The sequence below is a fragment of the Escherichia sp. MOD1-EC7003 genome (assembly GCF_002965065.1).
In the GTDB taxonomy this organism is placed as follows: Bacteria; Pseudomonadota; Gammaproteobacteria; order Enterobacterales; family Enterobacteriaceae; genus Escherichia.
Window position 1 is genome coordinate 1 of the sequence record NZ_PTRE01000001.1, and the last position, 22828, is coordinate 22828.

The following is a 22828-nucleotide window of genomic DNA, read 5'->3' on the forward strand; positions in this document are numbered from 1 at the left end:
GATGGACATTATTTTTGTAGAGCCGGAGGAAACAGACCAGACGGTTTAAATGAGCCGGTTACTAAACATGAGCGGGCTACGGTTAATCAACTCGCCATTTTATTCTCTGTCAGTAAGGAAACAATCCGTAATGATTTAAATCTATTAGCGGAGCAAGGGGTTGTTGAGCGCTGTCATGGTGGAGCAATAATATTACGTCGGATTTTCCATTCTCAGCCCGTTAATAACGTTGGCACCTCTATTGAAAAGTTCCTCAATCAGGTCAACCGGCGAAAAAGTTCGATGATAAACAAAAAAGGGAAAATAATGATAAGCAAAGTTTGTATATTAGGATCTTTTAATGTCGATATTATTGCCAAGGTTGATCGCTTCCCTAAAAGCGGCGAGTCAATTCTTGCCAGCAATACCATCATTGGACCTGGCGGTAAGGGCGCAAACCAGGCGATGGCAGCCAGCAAATGCCCCGTACAAGTACACTTTGTCGGCAAAGTTGGCAACGACCATTTCGGCCAGATGGCGCATGATCATCTCTCTTCATCCGACATTCGCAGCTTTATCCTCTACCAGGACGAAGAGCATAAAACAGGAAGCGCCATAATATATGTTTCAGAGCCTGAGGGTGAAAATAAGATCGCGATTTATTCTGGTGCCAACCAATATATTACTGATGCAGAAGTTGCCAGTATTGCGGGTGAGTTAACGGATGCCAAAATATTTCTGACGCAGCTGGAAAATAACTTTGAAGCAACCGCGCTGGCACTAAATATGGCGCATCGGTCGGGCGTGAAAACTATCCTTAACCCGGCCCCTTATTCTAACCGGGCAAAAGAATGCCTGCAGTATGTTGATTATCTGACCCCGAATGAAACAGAAGCGTCGCTGATGTCAGGTATTGAAATTAATGATATCGAGAGTGCGAAAGAAGCGGCGCAAACCATAAAATCCATGGGGACAAAAAACATCATTATTACGATGGGTTCTCAGGGGGCGCTGATTTATGACGGTGAACAATTTACCCATATTCCAGCGCTAAAAGCTGTAAGTATTGACACCACCGGTGCAGGGGATGCGTTTAACGGTGCGTTTGCTGCCGCGATTGCACAGGACCAGCCGTTACTCAGTGCAGCAAAATTTGCCTCTGCGTTTGCTTCCCTGGCGGTCGAGCGGGAAGGCGCATCGAACATGCCTGAGTATGAAGCCGTACTATCACGTCTTGCTCAATATGAGAGGTAATAAAATGACGAGCCAAGTCCAGAACCCGTCTGATGCTTCAGGTACGATGAAGGTCGAAACCAATGGGGTAAACCCGGTTAGTGATAACGAACGTTATGGTTCACCTGCCGGACTTTTCCCGATCTGGTTTTCATGGAATGTCTCTATCCTCGGTATTACCTATGGGATTTATGTTTACTCACTGGGGTTAAGCCTCTGGCAGGCGATTGTTGCCGGTGTTGTGGGCTATTTTTTATCTAGCACACTGGTCGGGGTTTTGGCCGTTGGCGGGCCACGCACCGGGCTGCCTACCTTAACGCAGACCCGATTTGCCTTTGGTTATCATGGGAATAAGATCCCCACTTTATTTGCCTATATTTCCAATATGGGCTGGAAAATCACCATTATTACGCTGTCCTCAACTACGGGTGCCGCCCTCTTTGCCAGGTTATGGCCAACCGTATTTGCAGCAGAAAACGGTCACCCTACCTTAGGGTGCCTGTTAGGCTGGTTCGTGGTGACCTTAGTGTTGACCATGTCCGTTGCCATCTACGGCCACCAGCTCATCATGAAGGTAGAAAAGTATATTGCATGGTTAACGGGTGGAATGAGCATCATCTTTATTATCTTGATCCTGCCGCATATTCACTGGTCGCAGACAGGAGGCGCACCCGATGCCGGATTTTTAACGTTTATCGGCGGCATGGTTATGGCAATGACGATGGTTGGGCTGGGGTTTCTCAACTATGGCGGTGATTTCGCCCGCTACCTTCCTCGCAAAACCACTGCCGGGAAAGTGATTTTCTGGACGTCGCTTGGGATTTCGCTTCCGGTCTCCATCCTGCTGATTTTAGGTGTCCTGCTGGCCGATAGTAATCCGGAACTGAGCGGTGCCGCGGCTTCCGAACCGATTGCGGCCTTGACCTCGTTCCTGCCGTTTTGGTTCTATGTGCCGTTTTCAATCGTGATCATCATCTCCTTGCTGGCGGCAGCCATTACAGGTGTTTACAGCTCGGGTCTCGCATTGCTGGCAATGGGCGTTCCAGCCAGCCGTTCAACCACCACTGCGATAAATGCGGTCATAATCGCATTCGGTGCCTTCTACTTATTGTTTGTTTCTGACTCGTTCCTCGCAACTTTTCAGTCATTCCTGGCGACGGTATCTGTAGTGTTGGGATCTATGGGCGCAATCCAGCTTGTCGATTTTTCCCGGCAAAAGCGCTTGCACTGGAACACCGATATGGCGCAGCCTGCCGGGCTTGGCGGGCGTAACGGTCGCTGGACAGCACTATTGTCGCTGTTTGTTGCCTCAGTTATCGGCATGGGAACCATCACCTCCGGCGATCCGTGGATTGCTCACCTGGTTGGCTTCTTACTGACGGCAGAAACCAAAACCAGCGTATTTGCGACAGCAAATATTGGCGTGGTGGTGGCGATGCTAGTGGGCGCGGCGCTGTATGCCATTTTGACATACATTTGCCATTGTGATGTTCCACCGATTAAGAAGGGGGAAAGTCATGAATGATTCGTTAGCACAGGCGCACCAAAACTTTAAAAATCCTGATGTATGGCACCTGCCTGCAACCTACTGGTTCTGGCATACCATTCCGGACAAAAATCAGATCGACATCCAACTGAGGCAATTGCAGGCGGGAGGGTATGGTTCATTTCAGATAGCCGCACGTCTGAGCCTTCCGCTGGAGAGTTATCTCAGTGAGGAGTGGCTGGCAGCCTGCCGCTATACGGCTGATAAAGCTGCTAGTATGGGGCTGATGATGGGCATCTACGATGATTACAACTGGCTTTCCGGGCACGCCGGAGGAAGGACCGTAGAAGGGAGAGACGAGTTGCGTGAGCGCCATCTTTTCTGGAGCCAGTCCAGTCGATCTGCAGATGTACTGACATGTCGCCTTTCCGGAATTCGCTCTGCGGATGCGCAGGCGCTACAGCAGTGTGGAATGAAGTGGATTTTTGCTGGCGGTAAACCGGCGTGGGATGAATGGGAAATTGTCGCCGCGTATGCCACCTCTTCATCGGGGCAGTGCAATGCGGATGAAATTGTTGATGTTTCTTCATTAGCTCGCATCACAGAAGTAACCACAGAGGAATTTGAGGTCACCTTTACGGGAAGCGACCTGCCCTGGGGAGCGGACACGGTGATTACGCTCTTTGCCGCAGCACGTTGCCTGACCTCACGGATGATTAATTACCTGATGCCCGAAGCGGCAGAAAATTTTATTCGTGTCGGCTATGAACCTTACGCCCGCGCTTTTGGCGATCATTTTGGTAAGACGGTGGCGTATCTCTTTTTCGACCAGCCACACGCCTGTTTCTGGCAATGGAATGAACATACTGGCGCTGTCAAATCCTCCTTAATGTATGAAAAAAGGTTCATTGAGGCATTGCAACAGGCACCTTGCTGCCTGGCAGAAAACCTGATGTCCTTAGTTATGGATATTGGCAGTCGTACCGCACGTCGGCGCTGCGAGCTGTTTTCCTGTTATTCCAGACAGTCGATGCAGGCTTTTTTTGGTACGTTGTCAGAATGGGCGCACCAGCAGGGAATTCAGCTAAGTGGTCATGAAGTATTAGGTCACGTCAGTAGCTGGAATTTTGCCAGTAAAATCATTACCGAAGATAACCGGTGTAATTTTGCTATGGATTACTTTGTTCTTGATGGCTGGCGGGATATTACGGCGGTCGATTCGCGAAATAGCGAGCCGCAGATGGCCGCGAAGGTTGGCGACTCCGTGGCGCGCGCCCACGGGCGTAAAGGGTGCATTGTTGAACAATATTATGCGCGGGTGAAGCCAGGCACGCATTTTGCCGCCGGACAGTGGGAAATTTCACTACATGACATCCGGTCGCAGGCATTGCGCCATCACCTCCTCGGCGCGCGGCAATTTTTGATGCACGCGTTCTGGCTGACGGATGGGAAGGCAAATGACGATGTTTTAAGTAACCCGCGTTTCGATTTTGCGCCGGGCGTTAACTTCCAGCCCTGGTACACCTTCCACGCCGGGTTTGCTCAGGAATCTGGTCGCCTTGCCGAATTTCTTGAGCTGGGAGAGCCGTACGTTGATGTTGGCGTACTCTATCCCAAACGGACTTTCTGGCACTGTGGCGTGGATGGCAACGAAGGGCAGTCAGGCGAATATTGGGCAAAACAACTTAGCGCTCAGGGATTTGAATATTTCTTTATTGATGAAGAGAATTTGCTCCAGGCTGATGGAACGCGCATTAACGGCATGAATTTCCCGGCGCTTCTGTTAGCGGACGTTAAGGTGGTGAAATCAGCCGCTACGCTGAGCCAGCTGGAGCGCTTTGTCGCTGGCGGCGGCCAGCTTCTGATCGCCGGTGAGCTTGCGGCATATAGTGAGGAAAAAGGTGAAGACCTTTCTCTCACTGAAAGGCTGCAAAAACTGATTAAGGCGCAACCGCAGTGCAGCACTCTGGCCGACACGCTGAAAAACGACCGCCCCTTTGTTGATTATCCATCCCGGAAAACTGCCGTCTGGACGCGAATCACCCAGGATGAAACATCGCGTTACGTCAGCGTATTTAACGACGGAGATACCCCACTCTACGGCTGGTTACATTTTCCTGGCCTCTGCGGGCAGTTGTCGGAGTGGCACCTTGCAACGGGAGAGGTTTCAGTACTGGAAGAGCATCTCGCGGGAAGTTATCCGCTACAAATCGAACCTTGGCAGGTCCGCTGCTTCTCATTACAGGTAGCGGAAAGTCGCCACGAGGTGGTGCTGGATAAGCACTGGCAACTGCTGGTGGATAACGTTTCCCGACCCGTTGAGGTAACAAAAGGGTGGGAGCAGCAGGGGATGGAGACGTGGTGTGGTCCGGGACGCTACCAGTTACGCTTTGCGCTGGAGACGATTACCGACGATATTGAGCTTTATTTACCGCAAGTGCAGGGAAGTGTCGCTATCTGGCTTAACGATACGTTAATTGCCGAAAAGGGCTGGCCGGAATATCGCTTCACCTTGCCACAATCTTTACTGAAAAAGCATAATGAATTGGTGGTAGTGGTCTACCCATCGGCTGCGAACCATTATTATTCTGCGAGTGCATGGCAGGGGAATGAGTGGGATCGCTGCGGTTTAACCATGCCACCACGCGTGCGAACAAAAGACAGCGTGGCGGTAATTGCCGGGTAAAGAAGAGGCGAAGAGAAATCTTCGCCATTTTTACCCCTGAGTAATATCATTAGCGCAAAGATGTGGCCCTTTTAATAGTGGGCAAGGATGCTCAGTGAAACTTTCATGGGCGATAAACCAGGTATTTCGTTTGCTCAATATTGCGTGTTTATTGTTACCGTCTATATCTTCATTAGTTCCATCAAGAAGAATAATTGCTGCGTTAAAAGGTTGTGCATTTATACTAATGGGGCAGTAATGTAGCGTTGTGCTATAAAGTTCAACCACCGATTTTGCTGGAATAAAAAATGGTTCTGCAAGTTCGCTATTAAATGTATCGCCCTGCATCAACTCTCGTTTACCTAAAAACAGGAAAAAGTCGCTGGCGGCGATAATAACTTCACTCCCCTGGTGATATTCAAAGCCATCCTGGGCGAGATTTACCCCACAAACGTACCCCGCCTGAACGGGCATATCACCGTAGATTTTGCGCTGAATGTCGCTCACGGCGGGGTATTGGTTTAAGCGATCATCGCTTCTGACATATGCCACCTGATCCGCTGGCACAGAAATTTCATCGTTAAGGTATTTAAGCAGTAGATCTACATTTATTGCAGAAATTACGTTTCCGTATGAGTAAAAATCATCACTATGAATCGATAATGCCTTTTTGGGGTAAGCTGTCATGATGTCCGGGTTCATATTTTTGTAAAGGAAATATTATATCCTGATAGTGCATTCTCTTTTTTTGACGGCGATCTTGCTTTGCAATTAAAACCTTGCGCCTTCTTTGTTGAAATAATTGCCATATTAATGAATGTTTTTGCGGGCGCTAATGAAATAGCGTATTGAACCGTTATTTTAAGAAAGGCAGGGCGAAACGAGGAAGAAGCTTTTCGCCCTGGACAACATTCCTGCTGACGGCACTACCATAAAAAAACACAACGTTTTCAACAATCTTGCGTTTTCCATCTTCCGTAGTGCCTCGGAATAAATTTACGTTCTTACATTCCGTCTCATGGCCTTTGCGAGGCTCGTCCCAGATAGCTGTCCCAGTCTTTCCATACCGGCTGCAAACCCTGAGCGGTTAACGCGGCAGCAACCGCTTCTGGTCTGCGATCGTCGTGCGGTGAGAACTGTTCCAGCTCGGGGTGATTGTCGGCATAGCCACCTGGCTGCGTTTTCGAAAAAGCGCTGACGTTGTTGATAGCCAGCGGGATAACGCGATCGCGAAACCACGGTGATTCCCGCGTGGAGAGGGAGAGTTCAATCTCCGGCACAAGCAGCCGGAAGGCGCAGATAGCTTGCACTAACTGGCGTTCATCCATAATCGATGCAGGTTCAATCCCGCCAGTACATGGGCGCAGGCGTGGGAAGGAGACCGAGTAACGGCTTTGCCAGTAATGCTGTTGCAGCCATAGCAAATGCTCGGCAACCATATAGCAGTCAACGCGCCAGTTGTCGGAAAGGCCGATCAGCGCGCCGAGGCCTATCTTATCAATCCCCGCACGGCCCAGCCGATCCGGCGTTTCCAGCCGCCAGAAGAAGTCCTGTTTTTTGCCTTTCAGATGATGGCGGGCATATGTCGCCTCGTGATACGTCTCCTGATAAACCATCACCCCATCCAGGCCAAGCTGTTTTAACTCGGCATATTCCTCCTCTGCCAGCGGTTGCACTTCCATCTGTAGTGAAGAGAATTGTGCTCGCAGGGCAGGGAGATGACGACGAAAGTAATCCATCCCCACTTTCGCCTGATGTTCACCGGTGACTAACAGTAGATGTTCAAAGCCCATCTCCCGTATAGCGGCGCTTTCCCTGGCAATATCCACTTCATCCAGCGTTTTGCGCTTGATGCGATTGCTCATGGAAAATCCGCAGTAAGTGCAGTCGTTCGCGCAAAGATTGGAAAGATAAAGCGGGACATAGAAACTGACGACGTTGCCAAATCGTTGACGGGTCAGACGCTGCGCCCGTTGAGCCAGTGGTTCCAGGTATTCACCGGCGGCAGGCGATAACAGCGCCATCATATCGTCGCGGGTGAGTTGCGAGGCATTTAGTGCCCGCTCTACGTCAGCAGCCGTTTTGCTGTTGATACGCAGGCGAATATCGTCCCAGTCCAGTTGTCGCCAGCGATCGCTGAAGGTTTTCATGCTGATGCCTCCAGAAATCCGGTCAGCGGGCTGGTGGCATGAGCAAAATGACTGCGGCTGCCAGGTCCGGCCTGACGTGCCAGCAGGCCAGCGTCTACCGCCAGACGGAATGCTTTCGCCATGTTGACGGGATCGTCCGCGACGGCAATCGCCGTATTCACTAACACCGCATCGGCGCCCATTTCCAGCGCCTGCGCGGCATGGCTGGGAACGCCGATGCCAGCATCGACGACCACCGGAACCGTGGCTTGCTGGATAATAATCTCCAGCATGGCACGGGTTTCCAGCCCCTGATTCGAGCCAATCGGTGCGCCGAGCGGCATCACCGCTGCACAGCCCACGTCTTCCAGGCGTTTGCATAACACCGGATCGGCACCGCAGTAAGGCAGCACGATAAATCCCTGTTGCACCAGCGTTTCAGCAGCTTTCAGGGTTTCGATGGGATCGGGCAACAGCCAGCGTGCGTCCGGATGAATCTCTAGTTTTAGCCAGTTTGTGCCTAATGCTTCACGTGCCAGATGGGCGGCGAAAATGGCTTCTTCCGCTGTTTTCGCCCCGGAAGTATTCGGCAGCAGTGTCACACCCGCCGCGATAAGTGGATCGAGGATAGCGTCGTTGTGTTGGCGCAAGTTGACGCGTTTCATCGCCAGCGTCACCAGTTGGCTGCCGGAAGCACGGATCGCCTCCATCATCAGTTGTGAAGAGGCGAATTTCCCGGTGCCGGTAAACAGATGTGAATCAAACGTTTTGTCCGCAATACGTAACATCTCAACCCCCTGCAATAACCTGAAAAAGCAGGATCTGGTCGCCATCCTGCACGATATGTTGCGCCCACTGCTCACGCGGGACGATTTGTTGATTAATCGCCAGTGCTGCGCCCGCTTGTCGTTGATCGAGTTGTTCCAGCAGTTCTTGAACAGTTTGTCCGGCGGCGCACTGCATCGGTTGATCGTTAAACAGGATCTGCATTGCATCCTCCACATACCGGGCAACCGTTGGCGCGGCGCAACGCCAGGCGGCGCCACTGGCTCGATTTACCGTCAAACAGTCGGAGTTCTCCCGCAGGCGTCTCTATACCGCTCAATAATTTAATCGCTTCCAGTGCCTGCAAAGTACCCATAACCCCGACCACTGGGCCAACTACGCCCGCCGTGCGGCAGTTACGCTCTGGCTCCTGGTTATCTGGCCACAGGCAGCGGTAACACCCTTGCTCCCAGGGCGGCGTCAGTACCATCAACTGACCGCCGAATCCGACCGCGCTGGCGGTGATAAGTGGTGTGCTCAATGCCACGCACGCAGCATTAATCTCCTGGCGAGTCGCCATATTGTCGGTACAGTCGAGCACCACATCGGCCCGCGCTACCGCATTTTTTAATGCCTCACCCGTTAATCGTTGTTGTAATGCTGTCAGTTGAATATCGGGATTCAACTGTGTCAGTCGCTGTTGGCAGACCTGCGATTTCGGGCGATCGATATCTTCAGTGGTAAAGAGGATTTGTCGTTGCAGATTGCTTAAATGCACATTGTCGTCATCTGCCAGTACCAGCGTCCCGACACCAGCTCCCGCCAGATACAGCGCGGCAGGTGTCCCCAGCCCGCCAAGGCCGATAATCAGCACCTGGCTGTCGAGCAGTTTTTGCTGCCCGTCAAGAGCGATATCGTCGAGCAGGATTTGGCGGCTATAACGCATAAAGTCACGGTCATTCATCGCCAACTCCTGCAATTTCCAGCAACTGTGCCGTTGCCAAACGCCAGTCTGTCGCCTGGGTAATGGCGCTGACGACGGCGATACTGCCGACCCCCGTCGCCATTACCGCAGGCGCGCGTGCCAGACTGATACCGCCAATCGCCACGGTGGGATAATCTGCCAGGCGCTCAATGTGCCGTGCCAGCTGTTCCAGCCCCTGCGGTGCAGAAGGCATCTGTTTGGTTTGCGTCGGGAATACATGTCCCAGCGCGATATAAGAAGGACGTGCTGCCAGCGCAACGTCGATCTCCATGTCATCATGAGTCGAAATGCCCAGCCGCAGGCCTGCCGCGCGGATGGCGTTGAGATCGGTGGCTTGCAAATCTTCCTGTCCCAGATGGACGCCATACGCCTGATGTTTAATCGCCAGCCGCCAGTAATCGTTGATAAATAACCGCGCGTTATAGCGGCGGCCCAGCGCAATTGCCGCCACGACATCGGCTTCCACCTCTACATCGCGTCGATCTTTGATGCGTAGCTGGAGAGTACGTACGCCTGCATCCAACAGACGTTCGATCCACTGTACGCTGTCCACCACCGGGTACAGTCCTAAACGAAAAGGTACGCCAGGAAAATCAGGCTGATACATCACGCTTCCTCCTTACGCAGGTAGATTTCTCCGCCTCTGGCACGGAAGTTCTCCGACATATCCGCCATTCCCATTTCAATAGTTTGCGTGGCGGCGTAATCACGCACTTCCTGGCTGATTTTCATCGAGCAGAATTTCGGCCCACACATGGAGCAAAAATGGGCGACTTTACCTGACTCTTGCGGCAGGGTTTCATCGTGATAAGCGCGGGCGGTAAACGGGTCGAGGGCCAGATTAAACTGGTCTTCCCAGCGAAATTCGAAGCGGGCTTTCGACATGGCGTTATCGCGAATTTGCGCGCCCGGATGCCCTTTCGCCAGGTCAGCGGCGTGGGCGGCAATCTTATAGGTGATAAGCCCCTGCTTAACATCTTCTTTATTAGGCAGACCCAGATGCTCTTTTGGCGTTACGTAACAGAGCATCGCGCAGCCAAACCAGCCAATCATCGCCGCACCAATCCCCGACGTGAAGTGGTCATAGCCCGGCGCAATATCGGTAGTTAGCGGCCCCAGAGTGTAAAACGGCGCTTCGTGGCAGTGCTCTAACTCCTCGGTCATATTGCGGCGGATCATCTGCATCGGCACGTGGCCTGGGCCTTCAATCATCACCTGCACATCATATTCCCAGGCAATTTTGGTCAGTTCGCCCAGCGTATGCAGCTCGGCAAACTGCGCTTCATCGTTGGCGTCCTGAATAGAACCGGGGCGCAGACCGTCGCCCAGCGACAGCGAAACGTCATAAGCGGCACAGATTTCACAAATTTCGCGGAAGTGTTGATAGAGGAAATTTTCCTGATGATGGGAGAGGCACCATTTCGCCATAATCGAACCGCCGCGAGAGACGATACCGGTCAGGCGTTTCGCGGTCATCGGTACGTAGCGCAGCAGTACGCCTGCATGGATAGTGAAGTAGTCCACACCTTGCTCGGCCTGTTCCAGCAGCGTGTCGCGGAACGTTTCCCAGGTAAGATCTTCGGCGATCCCGTTAACCTTCTCCAGGGCCTGGTAGATCGGCACTGTTCCAATCGGCACCGGGCTGTTACGCAAAATCCACTCGCGGGTTTCGTGAATATAGCGACCGGTGGAGAGATCCATCACCGTATCCGCTCCCCAGCGCGTGGACCATACCAGCTTTTCCACTTCTTCTTCGATGGAAGAGGTGACCGCCGAGTTGCCGATATTGGCGTTAACTTTTACCAGGAAATTGCGACCAATAATCATCGGCTCCGATTCCGGATGATTAATGTTGGCCGGGATAATCGCACGTCCGGCAGCAACTTCATCACGGACAAATTCCGCAGTGATATTTTCCGGCAGACGTGCGCCAAAGCTCATTCCCGGATGCTGGTGGCGCAAAACTTCGCTGCGGATACGCTCGCGGCCCATATTCTCGCGGATGGCGATGAATTCCATTTCCGGCGTGATGATGCCCTGGCGGGCGTAGTGCAGTTGTGTGACGCGGCGTCCTGTTTTAGCGCGTTTTGGCGTTAATACGCCGCTAAAACGCAGCTCGTCGAGGCCATCATCTGCCAGCCGCGCTTTAGTGTAATCGGAACTGCGTACGGTAAGTTTTTCAGTATCACCGCGCGCATCGATCCACGGCTGGCGTAGTTTTGCCAGCCCTTGCTGCACGTTAATGACGATCTGCGGATCGCCATACGGACCGGAGGTGTCGTAGACCGGAATCGCTTCGTTTTCTTCGTACTGAGGCTGTTCTTTGCTGCCGCCAATTAGCGTCGGGCTAAGCTGGATCTCACGCATCGGCACGCGCACTCCAGGCTGTGTGCCGGTGATGTAAATGCGTTTTGAGTTGGGAAAGGCGGTGCCTTCTAGGGTGTCGATAAAATGTTGGGCCTGGGCGCGTTGTTCACGGCGGGTCAGTTTTGTTGCAGACATAGCTCATTCCAAAAAGTTAAGGACGTGGCTTGTCAGACGACGGATGAAGCAAGAGACGATCGCCGCAAAGGCGATGCGATAGCAGATTAACTCTTGTTCCCTTCGCAGGTATTAGCCTGATCAGGTTCCGCGGATCCCGAATAAACGGTCTCAGCCAGTTAAGGCACTCCGACAAGAAATTAGCCCCGCAAACGGGGCGTTGAATGTAAATTACGCGTTAACAGCGCAGAACTCAAGCAGGATGTTTGACGCAGGCTGCGTCAAGCACCAGCAGAATCAGCTTATCTTCCAGCACAAAGCGCGCTTCCAGTGTCTCGCCGATGTCAGATAAAACCTGTTGAAACTCAAGGTAATTATCATGATCGATGGCAGTTTCCAGGCTGGAATCGTAGTAATCCATAATCTGTTGGGTATTGGCTTCGAGTTGTGGCCAAATCTTCGCGGCGTGCGCGAGTTGCCCGTTGCCTTCCAGCTTATGAAGAATACGCTCATAAATACTGAAATGTCCGGCAGACAAGTAATCGACCAGGCTTTGACAAAAATCATCAAGGGCTTTTTCGTTTAACCTCATGTACGATTCTTTGCCAGGCTTAATGCCAACCAGATTGTAGTAAGCCACGAGCAGATGCTTACGTACATGTAGCCAGCGATCAACCAGTTTGTTACTTCCTCTGACGCGCTCCGTCAGGTTATCGAGCTGGTTAAGCATGATTGACTCCGCAAGTTTGTATTCAAAAACTGCTCAGTGAGAAATGTAAAAACCATGTTAAACATGCCAGTGATGCAAAGGTAGTGCAAGAGCTATGGATCGTATAATTGAAAAATTAGATCACGGCTGGTGGGTCGTCAGCCATGAACAAAAATTATGGTTGCCGAAGGGAGAATTGCCATATGGCGAAGCGGCAAATTTCGATCTTGTGGGTCAGCGCGCACTACAAATCGGTGAATGGCTGGGGGAACCTGTTTGGTTAGTGCAACAGCAGCGGCGTCACGATATGGGGTCGGTACGTCAGGTCATTGATCTCGATGTTGGGCTGTTTCAACTGGCCGGACGTGGCGTACAACTGGCAGAGTTTTACCGATCGCATAAATATTGTGGTTACTGTGGGCATGAAATGTATCCAGGCAAAACCGAATGGGCGATGCTGTGCAGCCATTGCCGTGAGCGTTACTACCCGCAAATCGCTCCCTGCATTATTGTTGCCATCCGTCGCGATGATTCGATCCTCCTCGCCCAGCATACCCGCCATCGTAACGGTGTCCATACGGTACTTGCCGGATTCGTCGAAGTGGGCGAAACCCTCGAGCAGGCAGTCGCGCGTGAAGTGATGGAAGAGAGCGGAATTAAAGTTAAGAACTTGCGTTACGTGACTTCCCAGCCGTGGCCGTTTCCTCAGTCGTTGATGACCGCGTTTATGGCAGAATATGACAGCGGCGACATCGTGATCGACCCGAAAGAATTGCTTGAGGCGAACTGGTATCGCTATGACGATTTGCCGTTACTTCCACCGCCCGGTACCGTGGCGCGCCGTCTGATAGAAGATACGGTGGCGATGTGTCGGGCAGAGTATGAGTGATGATACACTGACCGCCTGACGCACTAAGGAACAGCCAAAATGACCGAACTTAAAAACGATCGTTATCTGCGGGCGCTGCTGCGCCAGCCCGTTGATGTCACTCCTGTATGGATGATGCGCCAGGCGGGTCGCTATCTACCGGAATATAAAGCCACGCGCGCCCAGGCGGGCGATTTTATGGCGCTGTGTAAAAACGCCGAGCTGGCGTGCGAAGTGACTTTGCAACCGTTGCGCCGCTACCCGTTGGATGCGGCGATCCTCTTTTCCGATATCCTCACTGTTCCGGACGCGATGGGGTTAGGACTTTATTTTGAAGCCGGTGAAGGTCCGCGTTTTATCTCACCAGTCACCTGCAAAGCCGATGTCGATAAACTGCCAATTCCGGATCCGGAAGATGAGCTGGGTTACGTGATGAACGCGGTGCGTACCATTCGTCGCGAACTGAAAGGCGAAGTGCCGCTGATTGGTTTTTCCGGCAGTCCGTGGACGCTGGCGACCTATATGGTGGAAGGCGGCAGCAGCAAAGCGTTCACGGTGATCAAAAAGATGATGTATGCCGATCCGCAGGCACTGCATGCTCTGCTCGATAAACTGGCGAAAAGCGTCACCCTGTACCTGAACGCGCAGATTAAAGCCGGTGCTCAGGCTGTGATGATTTTCGACACCTGGGGCGGCGTGCTTACCGGGCGCGATTATCAACAGTTCTCGCTCTATTACATGCATAAAATTGTTGATGGCTTACTGCGTGAGAACGACGGTCGCCGCGTGCCAGTCACGCTGTTTACCAAAGGCGGTGGACAGTGGCTGGAAGCTATGGCTGAAACTGGTTGCGATGCGCTGGGCCTCGACTGGACAACGGATATCGCCGATGCGCGCCGCCGTGTGGGCAATAAAGTCGCGTTGCAGGGCAATATGGACCCGTCGATGCTATACGCGCCGCCTGCCCGCATTGAAGAAGAAGTAGCGACTATACTTGCAGGTTTCGGTCACGGCGAAGGCCATGTCTTTAACCTCGGCCACGGCATTCATCAGGATGTGCCACCAGAACATGCTGGCGTGTTTGTGGAGGCAGTGCATCGACTGTCTGAACAGTATCACCGCTAAGAGCCTGGTCCATCAGGCTATTTTATTTGCCATTTTGAGGCCGGGCAGTGCTCAAAATCCTCACGTACTACGTGTACGCTCCGGTTTTTCCGCGCTGTCCGGCCTCAAACTGCCTTCAACAATTACGCCTGTTGAACCAGGCTCTAAGGAGCGATTATGGATCTCGCGTCATTACGCGCTCAACAAATCGAACTGGCTTCTTCTGTGATCCGCGAGGATCGACTCGATAAAGATCCACCGGATCTGATCGCCGGAGCCGATGTCGGGTTTGAGCAGGGCGGGGAAGTGACGCGAGCGGCGATGGTGCTGCTGAAATACCCCTCGCTTGAGCTGGTGGAGTATAAAGTGGCCCGCATCGCCACCACCATGCCTTACATTCCAGGTTTTCTCTCGTTCCGCGAATATCCTGCGTTGCTGGCCGCGTGGGAGATGCTGTCACAAAAGCCGGATTTAGTGTTTGTCGATGGTCATGGGGTCTCGCATCCTCGCCGTCTTGGCGTCGCCAGCCACTTTGGTTTGCTGGTGGATGTGCCAACGATAGGCGTGGCGAAAAAACGGCTCTGCGGTAAATTCGAACCGCTCTCCAGCGAACCGGGTGCGCTGGCACCGTTGATGGATAAAGACGAGCAGCTGGCCTGGGTCTGGCGCAGCAAAGTGCGCTGTAACCCGCTATTTATCGCGACTGGCCATCGGGTCAGCGTGGATAGCGCACTGGCGTGGGTACAACGCTGCATGAAAGGCTATCGTCTGCCGGAACCAACGCGCTGGGCAGACGCGGTGGCTTCGGAACGTCCGGCGTTTGTGCGCTATACAGCAAATCAGCCCTGATTCAGGTAAACTGCGGATAATTTCCGTATTTGAGAACTCAACATGTTACAAAACCCAATTCATCTGCGTCTGGAGCGCCTGGAAAGCTGGCAGCATGTCACTTTCATGGCTTGCTTATGCGAACGCATGTACCCCAATTACGCTATGTTCTGCCAGCAAACCGGTTTTGGTGATGGGCAAATTTACCGCCGCATTCTCGATCTCATCTGGGAAACGCTGACCGTCAAAGACGCAAAAGTGAATTTCGACAGCCAACTGGAGAAATTTGAAGAAGCGATTCCTTCAGCCGACGATTTCGATCTGTACGGCGTTTATCCGGCAATCGATGCCTGCGTAGCGTTAAGTGAACTGGTCCATTCGCGTTTGAGTGGCGAAACGCGAGAGCACGCGGTGGAAGTGAGTAAGGCCTCCATCACCACTGTTGCGATGTTGGAAATGACTCAGGCTGGTCGCGAAATGAGCGATGAAGAGCTGAAAGAAAACCCAGCTGTAGAGCAAGAATGGGACATTCAGTGGGAAATATTCCGACTTTTAGCTGAGTGCGAAGAACGCGATATCGAGCTGATAAAAGGCCTTAGGGCAGACCTGCGTGAGGCGGGCGAGAGCAATATTGGTATAATTTTTCAGCAACAAGACCAGAAAACGTGATTTAACGCCTGATTTGTCGTACCTGGAGTCTTCCCTTTCGCCCCCCGTCTGGTCTACATTTGGGGGGCGAAAAAAAGTGGCTATCGGTGCGTGTATGCAGGAGAGTGCTATTCTGGCATTTCCATCGCACTCGATGCTTAGCAAGCGATAAACACATTGTAAGGATAACTTATGAACAAGACTCAACTGATTGATGTAATTGCAGAGAAAGCAGAACTGTCTAAAACCCAGGCTAAAGCTGCTCTGGAGTCCACTCTGGCTGCAATTACTGAGTCTCTGAAAGAAGGCGATGCTGTACAACTGGTTGGTTTCGGTACCTTCAAAGTGAACCACCGCGCTGAGCGTACTGGCCGCAACCCGCAGACCGGTAAAGAAATCAAAATTGCCGCAGCTAACGTACCGGCATTTGTTTCTGGCAAGGCACTGAAAGACGCAGTTAAGTAAGATTGCGTGGCAGTGAACAGTTTTAACGAAGGGGTGGTTTCACCCCTTTTGTCTTTCTGGCGTCGATCATTGATGCTGGCTGGTGCTCTGTTGCTCACTGCCTGTAGTCACAACGCTTCACTTCCTCCCTTTACCGCCAGTGGTTTTGCTGAAGATCAGGGCGCGGTACGCATCTGGCGAAAAGACAGCGGCGATAATGTGCATCTGCTTGCCGTGTTTAGCCCGTGGCGCAGTGGCGATACCACGATGCGAGAGTATCGCTGGCAGGGCGATAACCTCACGCTTATCAATATCAATGTTTACAGCAAACCGCCGGTGAATATTCACGCACGTTTTGACGATCGCGGCGATCTGAGCTTTATGCAACGTGAATCCGATGGGGAAAAGCAGCAGCTTTCTAACGACCAAATCGATTTATACCGTTATCGTGCTGATCAGATCCGCCAGATTAGTGATGCCTTACGTCAGGGGAGAGTCGTGCTGCGCCAGGGGCGCTGGCATGCGATGGAACAGACCGTGACCACCTGCGAAGGGCAAACCATTAAACCTGATTTAGATTCGCAGGCGATCGCGCATATCGAGCGCCGCCAGAGCCGCTCTTCTGTTGATGTCAGCGTGGCATGGCTGGAAGCCCCCGAAGGTTCGCAATTACTGCTGGTGGCAAACTCTGATTTCTGTCGCTGGCAACCCAACGAGAAAACGTTCTGATTTACCAGTGGCCCATCCCCATATGACCGCCACCACCACCGCAGCCGCCGTAACCCATTCCCATACCGTGCGGAATACCCGCTTCAGCCATCGCAATATCCCGTTTCACGCGTAACTCATCTAATGACTGACGCAAATTCTCCATCTCTTTGGCGACCGCGTTAATTTTGTTGCTATCCGGTGGGTTTGCGGCTAACAGAGCATTGTATTCATAACGCTTCGTCATCAGTTGCTGTTGCAGTGCGCTGCTTTGAGCGTAAAAGTCATTATGGATTTTCTGCCACGCCGTCTGTTGTTCGCTGGTCAAAGGCGCGGCATTTTGCTGCCACATACCGTGTCCACCGTGAGCAAATGCAGATGTCGATCCCATCGCCATTGCTGAAAGCGCCATTATCACCAGGGCAATTTTCGTGTTCCGTTTCATGGTTAATCCTCCAGTGGTTGTCTTACTTCGGGTATTGCATCTTTCGTGCCAACGGAGAAACGCTGATATGACGGACAATATGGCATGAGAAACGAGTAAAAATGACTCGCCTGCTGTGGGGAACGAGTCATTTTTACTCATTGAAACTTAAGCCTTTGTGTTACAGCGCGGGGTAAGCGCTAATAAAAGATGGCATGATTTCTGCTGTCAAAAAGGGATGAACAGGCAAAGAAGAAGATGCGTTTTATGCGACGTTCTAAAGACGCTTTAGCTAAATGGCTAAGCGCTATCCTCCCCGTGGTCATTGTTGGACTGGTGGGGGTGTTTGCGGTGACAGTGATTCGCGATTATGGGCGCGAGACTGCCGCAGCCAGACAAACGCTGCTGGAAAAAGGCAGTGTACTTATCCGCGCTCTCGAATCCGGCTCGCGCGTCGGCATGGGGATGCGCATGCATCATGCGCAGCAGCAGGCCTTACTGGAAGAAATTGCCGGGCAGCCAGGAGTGCGTTGGTTTGCGGTCACGGATGAACAGGGAACAATCATGATGCATAGCAATTCCGGCATGGTGGGAAAACAGCTTTATTCCCCGCCGGAAATGCAGCAGTTACATCCGGGAGATGAAGAAGCGTGGCGGCGGATCGATAGCGCAGACGGCGAGCCAGTACTGGAGATTTATCGTCAGTTTCAACCTATGTATTCTTCCGGGATGCACCATATGCGGCAGTTTGTTGCGATACCACAAGCAATTTTTATCGCTTTCGATGCCAGTAACATTGTGAGTGCCGAAGATCGTGAGCAGCGAAACACCTTGATTATCCTCTTCGCTCTGGCGACGGTACTGCTGGCAAACGTGTTGTCATTCTTTTGGTATCGCCGCTATCTGCGCTCGCGCCAGCTGTTGCAGGATGAAATGAAGCGCAAAGAGAAGCTGGTGGCGCTGGGGCATCTGGCGGCAGGTGTTGCCCACGAAATTCGTAACCCGCTTTCCTCGATTAAAGGGCTGGCAAAATACTTTGCCGAGCGCGCACCCGCAGGCGGCGAAGCGCATCAACTGGCGCAGGTCCTGTTGAATCTCTATCTCAATGCTATTCAGGCGATTGGTCAGCATGGCGTGAAAAGCCGCTGGTAACGCTCAACTGCGCAGCGCTCAACGAATCCTTACTGGAATCTGAATTGTTCGGTCACGAAAGAGGAGCGTTTACCGGCGCCGACAAACGGCGTGAAGGGCGCTTTGTTGAGGCAGACGGCGGCACGCTGTTTCTCGATGAAATTGGCGATATCTCGCCGATGATGCAGGTTCGTCTACTGCGTGCGATTCAGGAGCGCGAAGTTCAGCGTGTCGGCAGCAACCAGACTATTTCGGTTGATGTCCGGCTGATTGCGGCGACCCATCGCGATCTTGTCGCTGAGGTAAAGGCAGGAAGATATTCCTCTGCTGGCTAACCATTTTCTGCTGCGGTTTGCCGAACGCAATCGCAAGGCGGTAAAAGGTTTTACGCCCCAGGCGATGGATCTGCTGATTCACTACGACTGGCCGGGAAATATTCGCGAACTGGAAAACGCGGTGGAGCGGGCGGTGGTGCTGCTGACCGGGGAATATATTTCCGAACGTGAGCTGCCGCTGGCGATTGCCAGTACGCCGATCCCGCTGGCGCAAAGTCAGGATATTCAGCCGCTGGTGGAGGTCGAAAAAGAGGTGATTCTGGCGGCGCTGGAGAAAACGGGCGGCAACAAAACTGAAGCCGCCCGTCAGTTAGGGATTACGCGCAAAACGCTATTGGCAAAACTGTCGCGTTAGTTCTGCTCGCGTTCGATAGCGCGCCAGCCGATATCTTGCCGGCAGAAGCAGTCATCCCAGTGGATATCGGTCATTAAGGCATAGGCGCGTTTCTGCGCGTCTGCTACGGTATGGCCCAGCGCGGTGACGCACAGTACGCGCCCGCCGCTGGTCACTACCTGCTCGTCATCCACCAGTTTTGTGCCCGCGTGGAACACTTTGCCGCCTGCCACTTCTTCCAGCGGCAGGCCGTGGATCACATCGCCGGTGCGGTAATCCCCCGGATACCCGCCCGCTGCCATCACCACGCCGAGAGAAGCGCGCTCATCCCACTCGGATGTTTTCTCGTCCAGCTTGCCTTCACAGGCTGCCAGGCAGAGTTCAACCAGATCGGACTTCATGCGCAGCATAATCGGCTGGGTTTCCGGATCGCCAAAGCGGCAGTTAAATTCGATAACCTTCGGATTGCCCTGTTTATCGATCATCAGACCCGCATAGAGAAAACCGGTGTAGGTGTTGCCTTCTGCCGCCATGCCTTTCACCGTTGGCCAAATGATACGTTCCATCGTACGCTGATGAACTTCATCGGTTACTACCGGCGCAGGAGAGTAGGCGCCCATCCCGCCAGTGTTTGGCCCGGTATCTTTATCGCCTACGCGTTTGTGATCCTGGCTGGTGGCCATCGGCAGCACATGCTCGCCGTCCACCATCACGATAAAGCTCGCTTCTTCGCCGTCGAGGAACTCTTCGATCACAATGCGATGACCCGCGTCGCCAAAAGCGTTGCCCGCCAGCATATCGTGAACAGCCGCTTCGGCTTCTTCCAGCGTCATCGCCACGATCACGCCTTTCCCGGCAGCCAGACCGTCAGCTTTAATGACGATCGGCGCCCCTTTCTCACGCAGATACGCCAGCGCTGGTTCTACCTCGGTGAAGTTCTGGTATTCAGCCGTAGGGATCTTATGGCGGGCCAGGAAATCTTTGGTAAATGCTTTAGAACCTTCCAGTTGCGCGGCACCTGCGGTAGGGCCGAAGATTTTCAGCCCGGCAGCGCGGAAGGTATCGACTACCCCTTTCACCAGCGGCGCTTCCGGGCCGACGATGGTCAGATCGATCTTTTCATTTTGCGCGAAATCCAGCAGCGCCGGGATATCGGTCACGCCGATAGCGACGTTTTGCAGCGCGGGTTCCAGCGCAGTACCTGCATTACCCGGTGCGACAAAGACGGTCTCAACCAGCGGCGATTGCGCCGCTTTCCAGGCCAGCGCGTGCTCGCGCCCGCCGTTACCAATCACTAATACTTTCATCTGTCGCTCCATTAATGGCGGAAGTGGCGCATGTCGGTGAAGAGCATCGCAATACCGTGCTCGTCGGCGGCAGCAATCACTTCGTCATCACGGATAGAACCGCCAGGCTGGATTACGCAGGTCACGCCCGCAGCGGCGGCGGCATCAATACCATCGCGGAACGGGAAGAAGGCATCAGAAGCCATCGAGGAACCTTTCACTTCCAGACCTTCATCGGCAGCTTTAATACCGGCGATTTTCGCAGAGTACACGCGGCTCATCTGGCCTGCACCAATCCCGATGGTCATATTGTTTTTGGCATAGACGATGGCGTTGGATTTCACATACTTCGCCACCTTCCAGCAGAACAGCGCATCACGCAGTTCCTGCTCGGTCGGCTGACGTTTGGTGACGACACGCAGTTCTTCCGCACTGACCATGCCCAGGTCACGATCCTGAACCAGCAGACCGCCGTTCACGCGTTTGAAATCAAGACCCGGAACACGCTCGCCCCACTGACCGCAGGTCAGGACGCGCACGTTCTGTTTGGTGGCAGTGATTTTCAGGGCTTCTTCGCTGGCAGACGGCGCGATGATCACTTCGACAAACTGACGAGAAATGATGGCCTGTGCGGTTTCCGCATCCAGCTCGCGGTTAAAGGCAATGATGCCGCCGAATGCGGAGGTTGGGTCGGTTTTGTACGCGCGATCGTAAGCATCAAGAATGGAATTACCGATAGCCACGCCGCAAGGGTTGGCGTGCTTCACAATCACACATGCCGGCTCGGCGAACTCTTTCACGCACTCCAGCGCCGCATCGGTATCGGCGATGTTGTTATAAGAGAGGGCTTTACCCTGAACCTGGGTTGCGGTGGCAACGGAGGCTTCTTTCACATTCTCTTCTATATAGAAGGCAGCCTGCTGGTGGCTGTTCTCGCCGTAGCGCATATCCTGCTTCTTAATGAAGTTCAGATTCAGCGTGCGCGGGAAACGACCGGCGGCTTCTTTGCTTTCACCGTGGTAAGCCGGAACCATGCTGCCGAAGTAGTTGGCAATCATGCTGTCGTAGGCGGCGGTGTGTTCGAAGGCTTTGATAGCGAGATCGAAACGGGTTGCAAGCAGAAGCGAACCTTCGTTGGCATCCATCTCATTGATAATGGCGTTGTAGTCGCTGCTCTTCACCACGATTGCGACATCTTTATGGTTCTTGGCGGCAGAGCGCACCATCGTCGGGCCGCCGATATCGATGTTCTCAACCGCATCTTCCAGCGAGCAGCCTTCACGAGCAACGGTCTGGGCGAACGGATACAGGTTAACAACCACCATATCGATAGGCTGGATCTGATGTTCTTCCATAATGGCATCGTCCTGGCCGCGACGACCCAGAATGCCGCCATGTACTTTCGGATGCAGGGTCTTCACGCGTCCATCCATCATCTCCGGGAAACCGGTGTAATCGGAAACTTCGGTTACCGGCAGACCTTTTTCTGCTAACAGGCGGGCAGTGCCCCCTGTAGACAGCAACTCCACACCGCGTGCGGAAAGTGCCTGGGCGAATTCGACGATACCGGCTTTGTCAGAAACACTGAGCAGAGCACGGCGGACTGGACGACGTTGTTGCATGGTAAATCCCCTGGATTTGACTATTACAGAGAGCGTTAGCTGAATTTTTCGCGAAAAACTCAGCTAACGCCCCTAACGGGGCATCTTTATTTTTTGCCCGCATTGTAACGAAAACGTTTGCGCAACGCTCGCGAATTTTTCTCTTTCAATGGTAATCACAATTTTGACAGTAGTTACCATGGGAAAAATACAGAAATTACATTGATGATTGTGGATAACTCTGTGCGTAAAAAGGTATAAAGCGGGGGTTTGCTGGGGAATGCAGCAGTCAGTCATTTTTTTGCAATTTTTCTATTGCGGCCTGCGGAGAACTCCCTATAATGCGCCTCCATCGACACGGCAGATGTGAATCACTTCACAAAAAACAGCCGGTTCGGTTGAAGAGAAAAAATCCTGAAATTCAGGGTTGACTCTGAAAGAGGAAAGCGTAATATACGCCAACTCGCGACAGTGAGCTGAAAGCCGCGTCGCAACTGCTCTTTAACAATTTATCAGACAATCTGTGTGGGCACTCGAAGATACGGATTCTTAACGTCGCAAGACGAAAAATGAATACCAGGTCTCAAGAGTGAACACGTAATTCATTACGAAGTTTAATTCTTTGAGCATCAAACTTTTAAATTGAAGAGTTTGATCATGGCTCAGATTGAACTATGTTCTCAGG

General features: G+C 52.7%; 20 protein-coding genes, 2 pseudogenes and 1 riboswitch. Of the genes and pseudogenes, 11 read left to right on the forward strand and 11 right to left on the reverse strand.

What is annotated here, in order from left to right; translation table 11 throughout:
• From rbsK to A7090_RS00015, 3 genes are all read left to right on the forward strand, one after another.
• A partial coding sequence (rbsK, locus tag A7090_RS00005; protein WP_241957252.1) for a ribokinase occupies positions 1-1233 on the forward strand: 1233 nt, incomplete at its 5' end.
• Positions 1234-1237: 4 nt separating this feature from the next.
• A complete protein-coding gene (locus tag A7090_RS00010) occupies positions 1238-2737 on the forward strand; it encodes a purine-cytosine permease family protein (RefSeq protein ID WP_105272549.1) in 1500 nt (499 codons plus the stop codon).
• On the forward strand, positions 2730-5384 hold the full coding sequence (locus tag A7090_RS00015) for a hypothetical protein (protein WP_105272550.1): 2655 nt from the start codon (positions 2730-2732) through the stop codon (positions 5382-5384). The genes A7090_RS00010 and A7090_RS00015 overlap by 8 nt, the downstream gene beginning before the upstream one ends.
• 30 nt (positions 5385-5414) lie before the next feature.
• On the opposite strand, the gene A7090_RS00020 is transcribed toward A7090_RS00015, so the two are convergent.
• The 8 genes from A7090_RS00020 to rsd all read right to left on the reverse strand — a co-directional run bounded on the left by A7090_RS00020 (position 5415) and on the right by rsd (position 12453).
• Positions 5415-6050 (reverse strand): DUF4867 family protein, encoded by a 636-nt coding sequence (locus A7090_RS00020; RefSeq protein ID WP_240246349.1) that lies wholly within the window; start codon positions 6048-6050, stop codon positions 5415-5417.
• A gap of 329 nt (positions 6051-6379) precedes the next feature.
• A complete protein-coding gene (gene thiH / locus A7090_RS00025) occupies positions 6380-7513 on the reverse strand; it encodes a 2-iminoacetate synthase ThiH (RefSeq protein WP_105272552.1) in 1134 nt (377 codons plus the stop codon).
• Positions 7510-8280: a thiazole synthase gene (gene thiG / locus A7090_RS00030; RefSeq protein ID WP_105272553.1), complete on the reverse strand. Its 771-nt coding sequence runs from the start codon at positions 8278-8280 to the stop codon at positions 7510-7512. Before thiG ends, thiH begins: the two co-directional genes overlap by 4 nt.
• Position 8281: 1 nt before the next feature.
• Entirely contained in the window at positions 8282-8482 is a 201-nt protein-coding gene (gene thiS / locus A7090_RS00035) for a sulfur carrier protein ThiS (RefSeq protein WP_105272554.1), read from the reverse strand.
• Positions 8466-9221, reverse strand: coding sequence for a thiazole biosynthesis adenylyltransferase ThiF (gene thiF, locus A7090_RS00040; protein WP_105272555.1), 756 nt, complete (start codon positions 9219-9221; stop codon positions 8466-8468). The genes thiS and thiF overlap by 17 nt, the downstream gene beginning before the upstream one ends.
• On the reverse strand, positions 9214-9849 hold the full coding sequence (gene thiE / locus A7090_RS00045) for a thiamine phosphate synthase (RefSeq protein WP_105272556.1): 636 nt from the start codon (positions 9847-9849) through the stop codon (positions 9214-9216). Before thiE ends, thiF begins: the two co-directional genes overlap by 8 nt.
• Complete coding sequence (gene thiC, locus A7090_RS00050; RefSeq protein ID WP_105272557.1) at positions 9849-11744, reverse strand: phosphomethylpyrimidine synthase ThiC; 1896 nt, start codon at positions 11742-11744, stop codon at positions 9849-9851. Before thiC ends, thiE begins: the two co-directional genes overlap by 1 nt.
• Positions 11745-11824: 80 nt before the next feature.
• Positions 11825-11925: riboswitch (TPP riboswitch) on the reverse strand.
• Positions 11926-11976: 51 nt separating this feature from the next.
• Positions 11977-12453, reverse strand: coding sequence for a sigma D regulator (gene rsd / locus A7090_RS00055; RefSeq protein ID WP_105272558.1), 477 nt, complete (start codon positions 12451-12453; stop codon positions 11977-11979).
• Positions 12454-12547: 94 nt separating this feature from the next.
• On the opposite strand from rsd, the gene nudC reads away from it, so the two are divergent.
• The 6 genes from nudC to A7090_RS00090 all read left to right on the forward strand — a co-directional run bounded on the left by nudC (position 12548) and on the right by A7090_RS00090 (position 17053).
• A complete protein-coding gene (gene nudC / locus A7090_RS00060) occupies positions 12548-13321 on the forward strand; it encodes an NAD(+) diphosphatase (protein WP_105272559.1) in 774 nt (257 codons plus the stop codon).
• Positions 13322-13360: 39 nt separating this feature from the next.
• Positions 13361-14425 (forward strand): uroporphyrinogen decarboxylase, encoded by a 1065-nt coding sequence (hemE, locus tag A7090_RS00065; protein WP_105272560.1) that lies wholly within the window; start codon positions 13361-13363, stop codon positions 14423-14425.
• 156 nt (positions 14426-14581) lie between these two features.
• Complete coding sequence (nfi, locus tag A7090_RS00075; RefSeq protein ID WP_105272561.1) at positions 14582-15253, forward strand: deoxyribonuclease V; 672 nt, start codon at positions 14582-14584, stop codon at positions 15251-15253.
• 42 nt (positions 15254-15295) lie between these two features.
• Positions 15296-15901: a YjaG family protein gene (locus A7090_RS00080; RefSeq protein WP_105272562.1), complete on the forward strand. Its 606-nt coding sequence runs from the start codon at positions 15296-15298 to the stop codon at positions 15899-15901.
• Positions 15902-16072: 171 nt separating this feature from the next.
• Positions 16073-16345: a nucleoid-associated protein HU-alpha gene (gene hupA / locus A7090_RS00085; protein WP_001044513.1), complete on the forward strand. Its 273-nt coding sequence runs from the start codon at positions 16073-16075 to the stop codon at positions 16343-16345.
• A 12-nt stretch (positions 16346-16357) separates the two neighbouring features.
• Positions 16358-17053 carry a DUF1481 domain-containing protein gene (locus A7090_RS00090; protein ID WP_105272567.1) on the forward strand — a complete coding sequence of 232 codons (696 nt, stop codon included), beginning with the start codon at positions 16358-16360 and terminating at the stop codon, positions 17051-17053.
• Between the two features lies 1 nt (position 17054).
• Here the strand turns inward: A7090_RS00090 and zraP are convergent, their stop codons facing one another.
• Entirely contained in the window at positions 17055-17477 is a 423-nt protein-coding gene (gene zraP, locus A7090_RS00095) for a zinc resistance sensor/chaperone ZraP (protein ID WP_105272563.1), read from the reverse strand.
• Between the two features lie 237 nt (positions 17478-17714).
• Here zraP and zraS point away from each other — a divergent pair.
• Together zraS and A7090_RS00110 are read left to right on the forward strand one after the other, a co-directional pair.
• A pseudogene (gene zraS / locus A7090_RS00105) lies at positions 17715-18545 on the forward strand (two-component system sensor histidine kinase ZraS); the annotation flags it as partial.
• Positions 18546-18580: 35 nt separating this feature from the next.
• Positions 18581-19277, forward strand: a pseudogene (locus tag A7090_RS00110) (sigma 54-interacting transcriptional regulator); the annotation flags it as partial.
• On the opposite strand, the gene purD reads toward A7090_RS00110, so the two are convergent.
• Together purD and purH are read right to left on the reverse strand one after the other, a co-directional pair.
• A complete protein-coding gene (gene purD, locus A7090_RS00115; RefSeq protein WP_105272565.1) occupies positions 19274-20563 on the reverse strand; it encodes a phosphoribosylamine--glycine ligase in 1290 nt (429 codons plus the stop codon). The pseudogene A7090_RS00110 and the gene purD overlap by 4 nt on opposite strands.
• An 11-nt stretch (positions 20564-20574) precedes the next feature.
• Entirely contained in the window at positions 20575-22164 is a 1590-nt protein-coding gene (purH, locus tag A7090_RS00120; protein ID WP_105272566.1) for a bifunctional phosphoribosylaminoimidazolecarboxamide formyltransferase/IMP cyclohydrolase, read from the reverse strand.
• Positions 22165-22828 lie beyond the last annotated feature (664 nt).

Coding starts and splice junctions, on each gene's coding strand:
- thiE (WP_105272556.1), bottom strand. CDS start 9,849: ATGTATCAGCCTGATTTTCCTGGCGTACCTTTTCGTTTAGGACTGTAC.
- nudC (WP_105272559.1), top strand. CDS start 12,548: ATGGATCGTATAATTGAAAAATTAGATCACGGCTGGTGGGTCGTCAGC.
- hupA (WP_001044513.1), top strand. CDS start 16,073: ATGAACAAGACTCAACTGATTGATGTAATTGCAGAGAAAGCAGAACTG.
- nfi (WP_105272561.1), top strand. CDS start 14,582: ATGGATCTCGCGTCATTACGCGCTCAACAAATCGAACTGGCTTCTTCT.
- thiC (WP_105272557.1), bottom strand. CDS start 11,744: ATGTCTGCAACAAAACTGACCCGCCGTGAACAACGCGCCCAGGCCCAA.
- rsd (WP_105272558.1), bottom strand. CDS start 12,453: ATGCTTAACCAGCTCGATAACCTGACGGAGCGCGTCAGAGGAAGTAAC.
- purH (WP_105272566.1), bottom strand. CDS start 22,164: ATGCAACAACGTCGTCCAGTCCGCCGTGCTCTGCTCAGTGTTTCTGAC.
- zraP (WP_105272563.1), bottom strand. CDS start 17,477: ATGAAACGGAACACGAAAATTGCCCTGGTGATAATGGCGCTTTCAGCA.
- thiG (WP_105272553.1), bottom strand. CDS start 8,280: ATGTTACGTATTGCGGACAAAACGTTTGATTCACATCTGTTTACCGGC.
- A7090_RS00020 (WP_240246349.1), bottom strand. CDS start 6,050: ATGACAGCTTACCCCAAAAAGGCATTATCGATTCATAGTGATGATTTT.
- A7090_RS00080 (WP_105272562.1), top strand. CDS start 15,296: ATGTTACAAAACCCAATTCATCTGCGTCTGGAGCGCCTGGAAAGCTGG.
- A7090_RS00010 (WP_105272549.1), top strand. CDS start 1,238: ATGACGAGCCAAGTCCAGAACCCGTCTGATGCTTCAGGTACGATGAAG.
- A7090_RS00015 (WP_105272550.1), top strand. CDS start 2,730: ATGAATGATTCGTTAGCACAGGCGCACCAAAACTTTAAAAATCCTGAT.
- purD (WP_105272565.1), bottom strand. CDS start 20,563: ATGAAAGTATTAGTGATTGGTAACGGCGGGCGCGAGCACGCGCTGGCC.
- thiS (WP_105272554.1), bottom strand. CDS start 8,482: ATGCAGATCCTGTTTAACGATCAACCGATGCAGTGCGCCGCCGGACAA.
- thiF (WP_105272555.1), bottom strand. CDS start 9,221: ATGAATGACCGTGACTTTATGCGTTATAGCCGCCAAATCCTGCTCGAC.
- thiH (WP_105272552.1), bottom strand. CDS start 7,513: ATGAAAACCTTCAGCGATCGCTGGCGACAACTGGACTGGGACGATATT.
- hemE (WP_105272560.1), top strand. CDS start 13,361: ATGACCGAACTTAAAAACGATCGTTATCTGCGGGCGCTGCTGCGCCAG.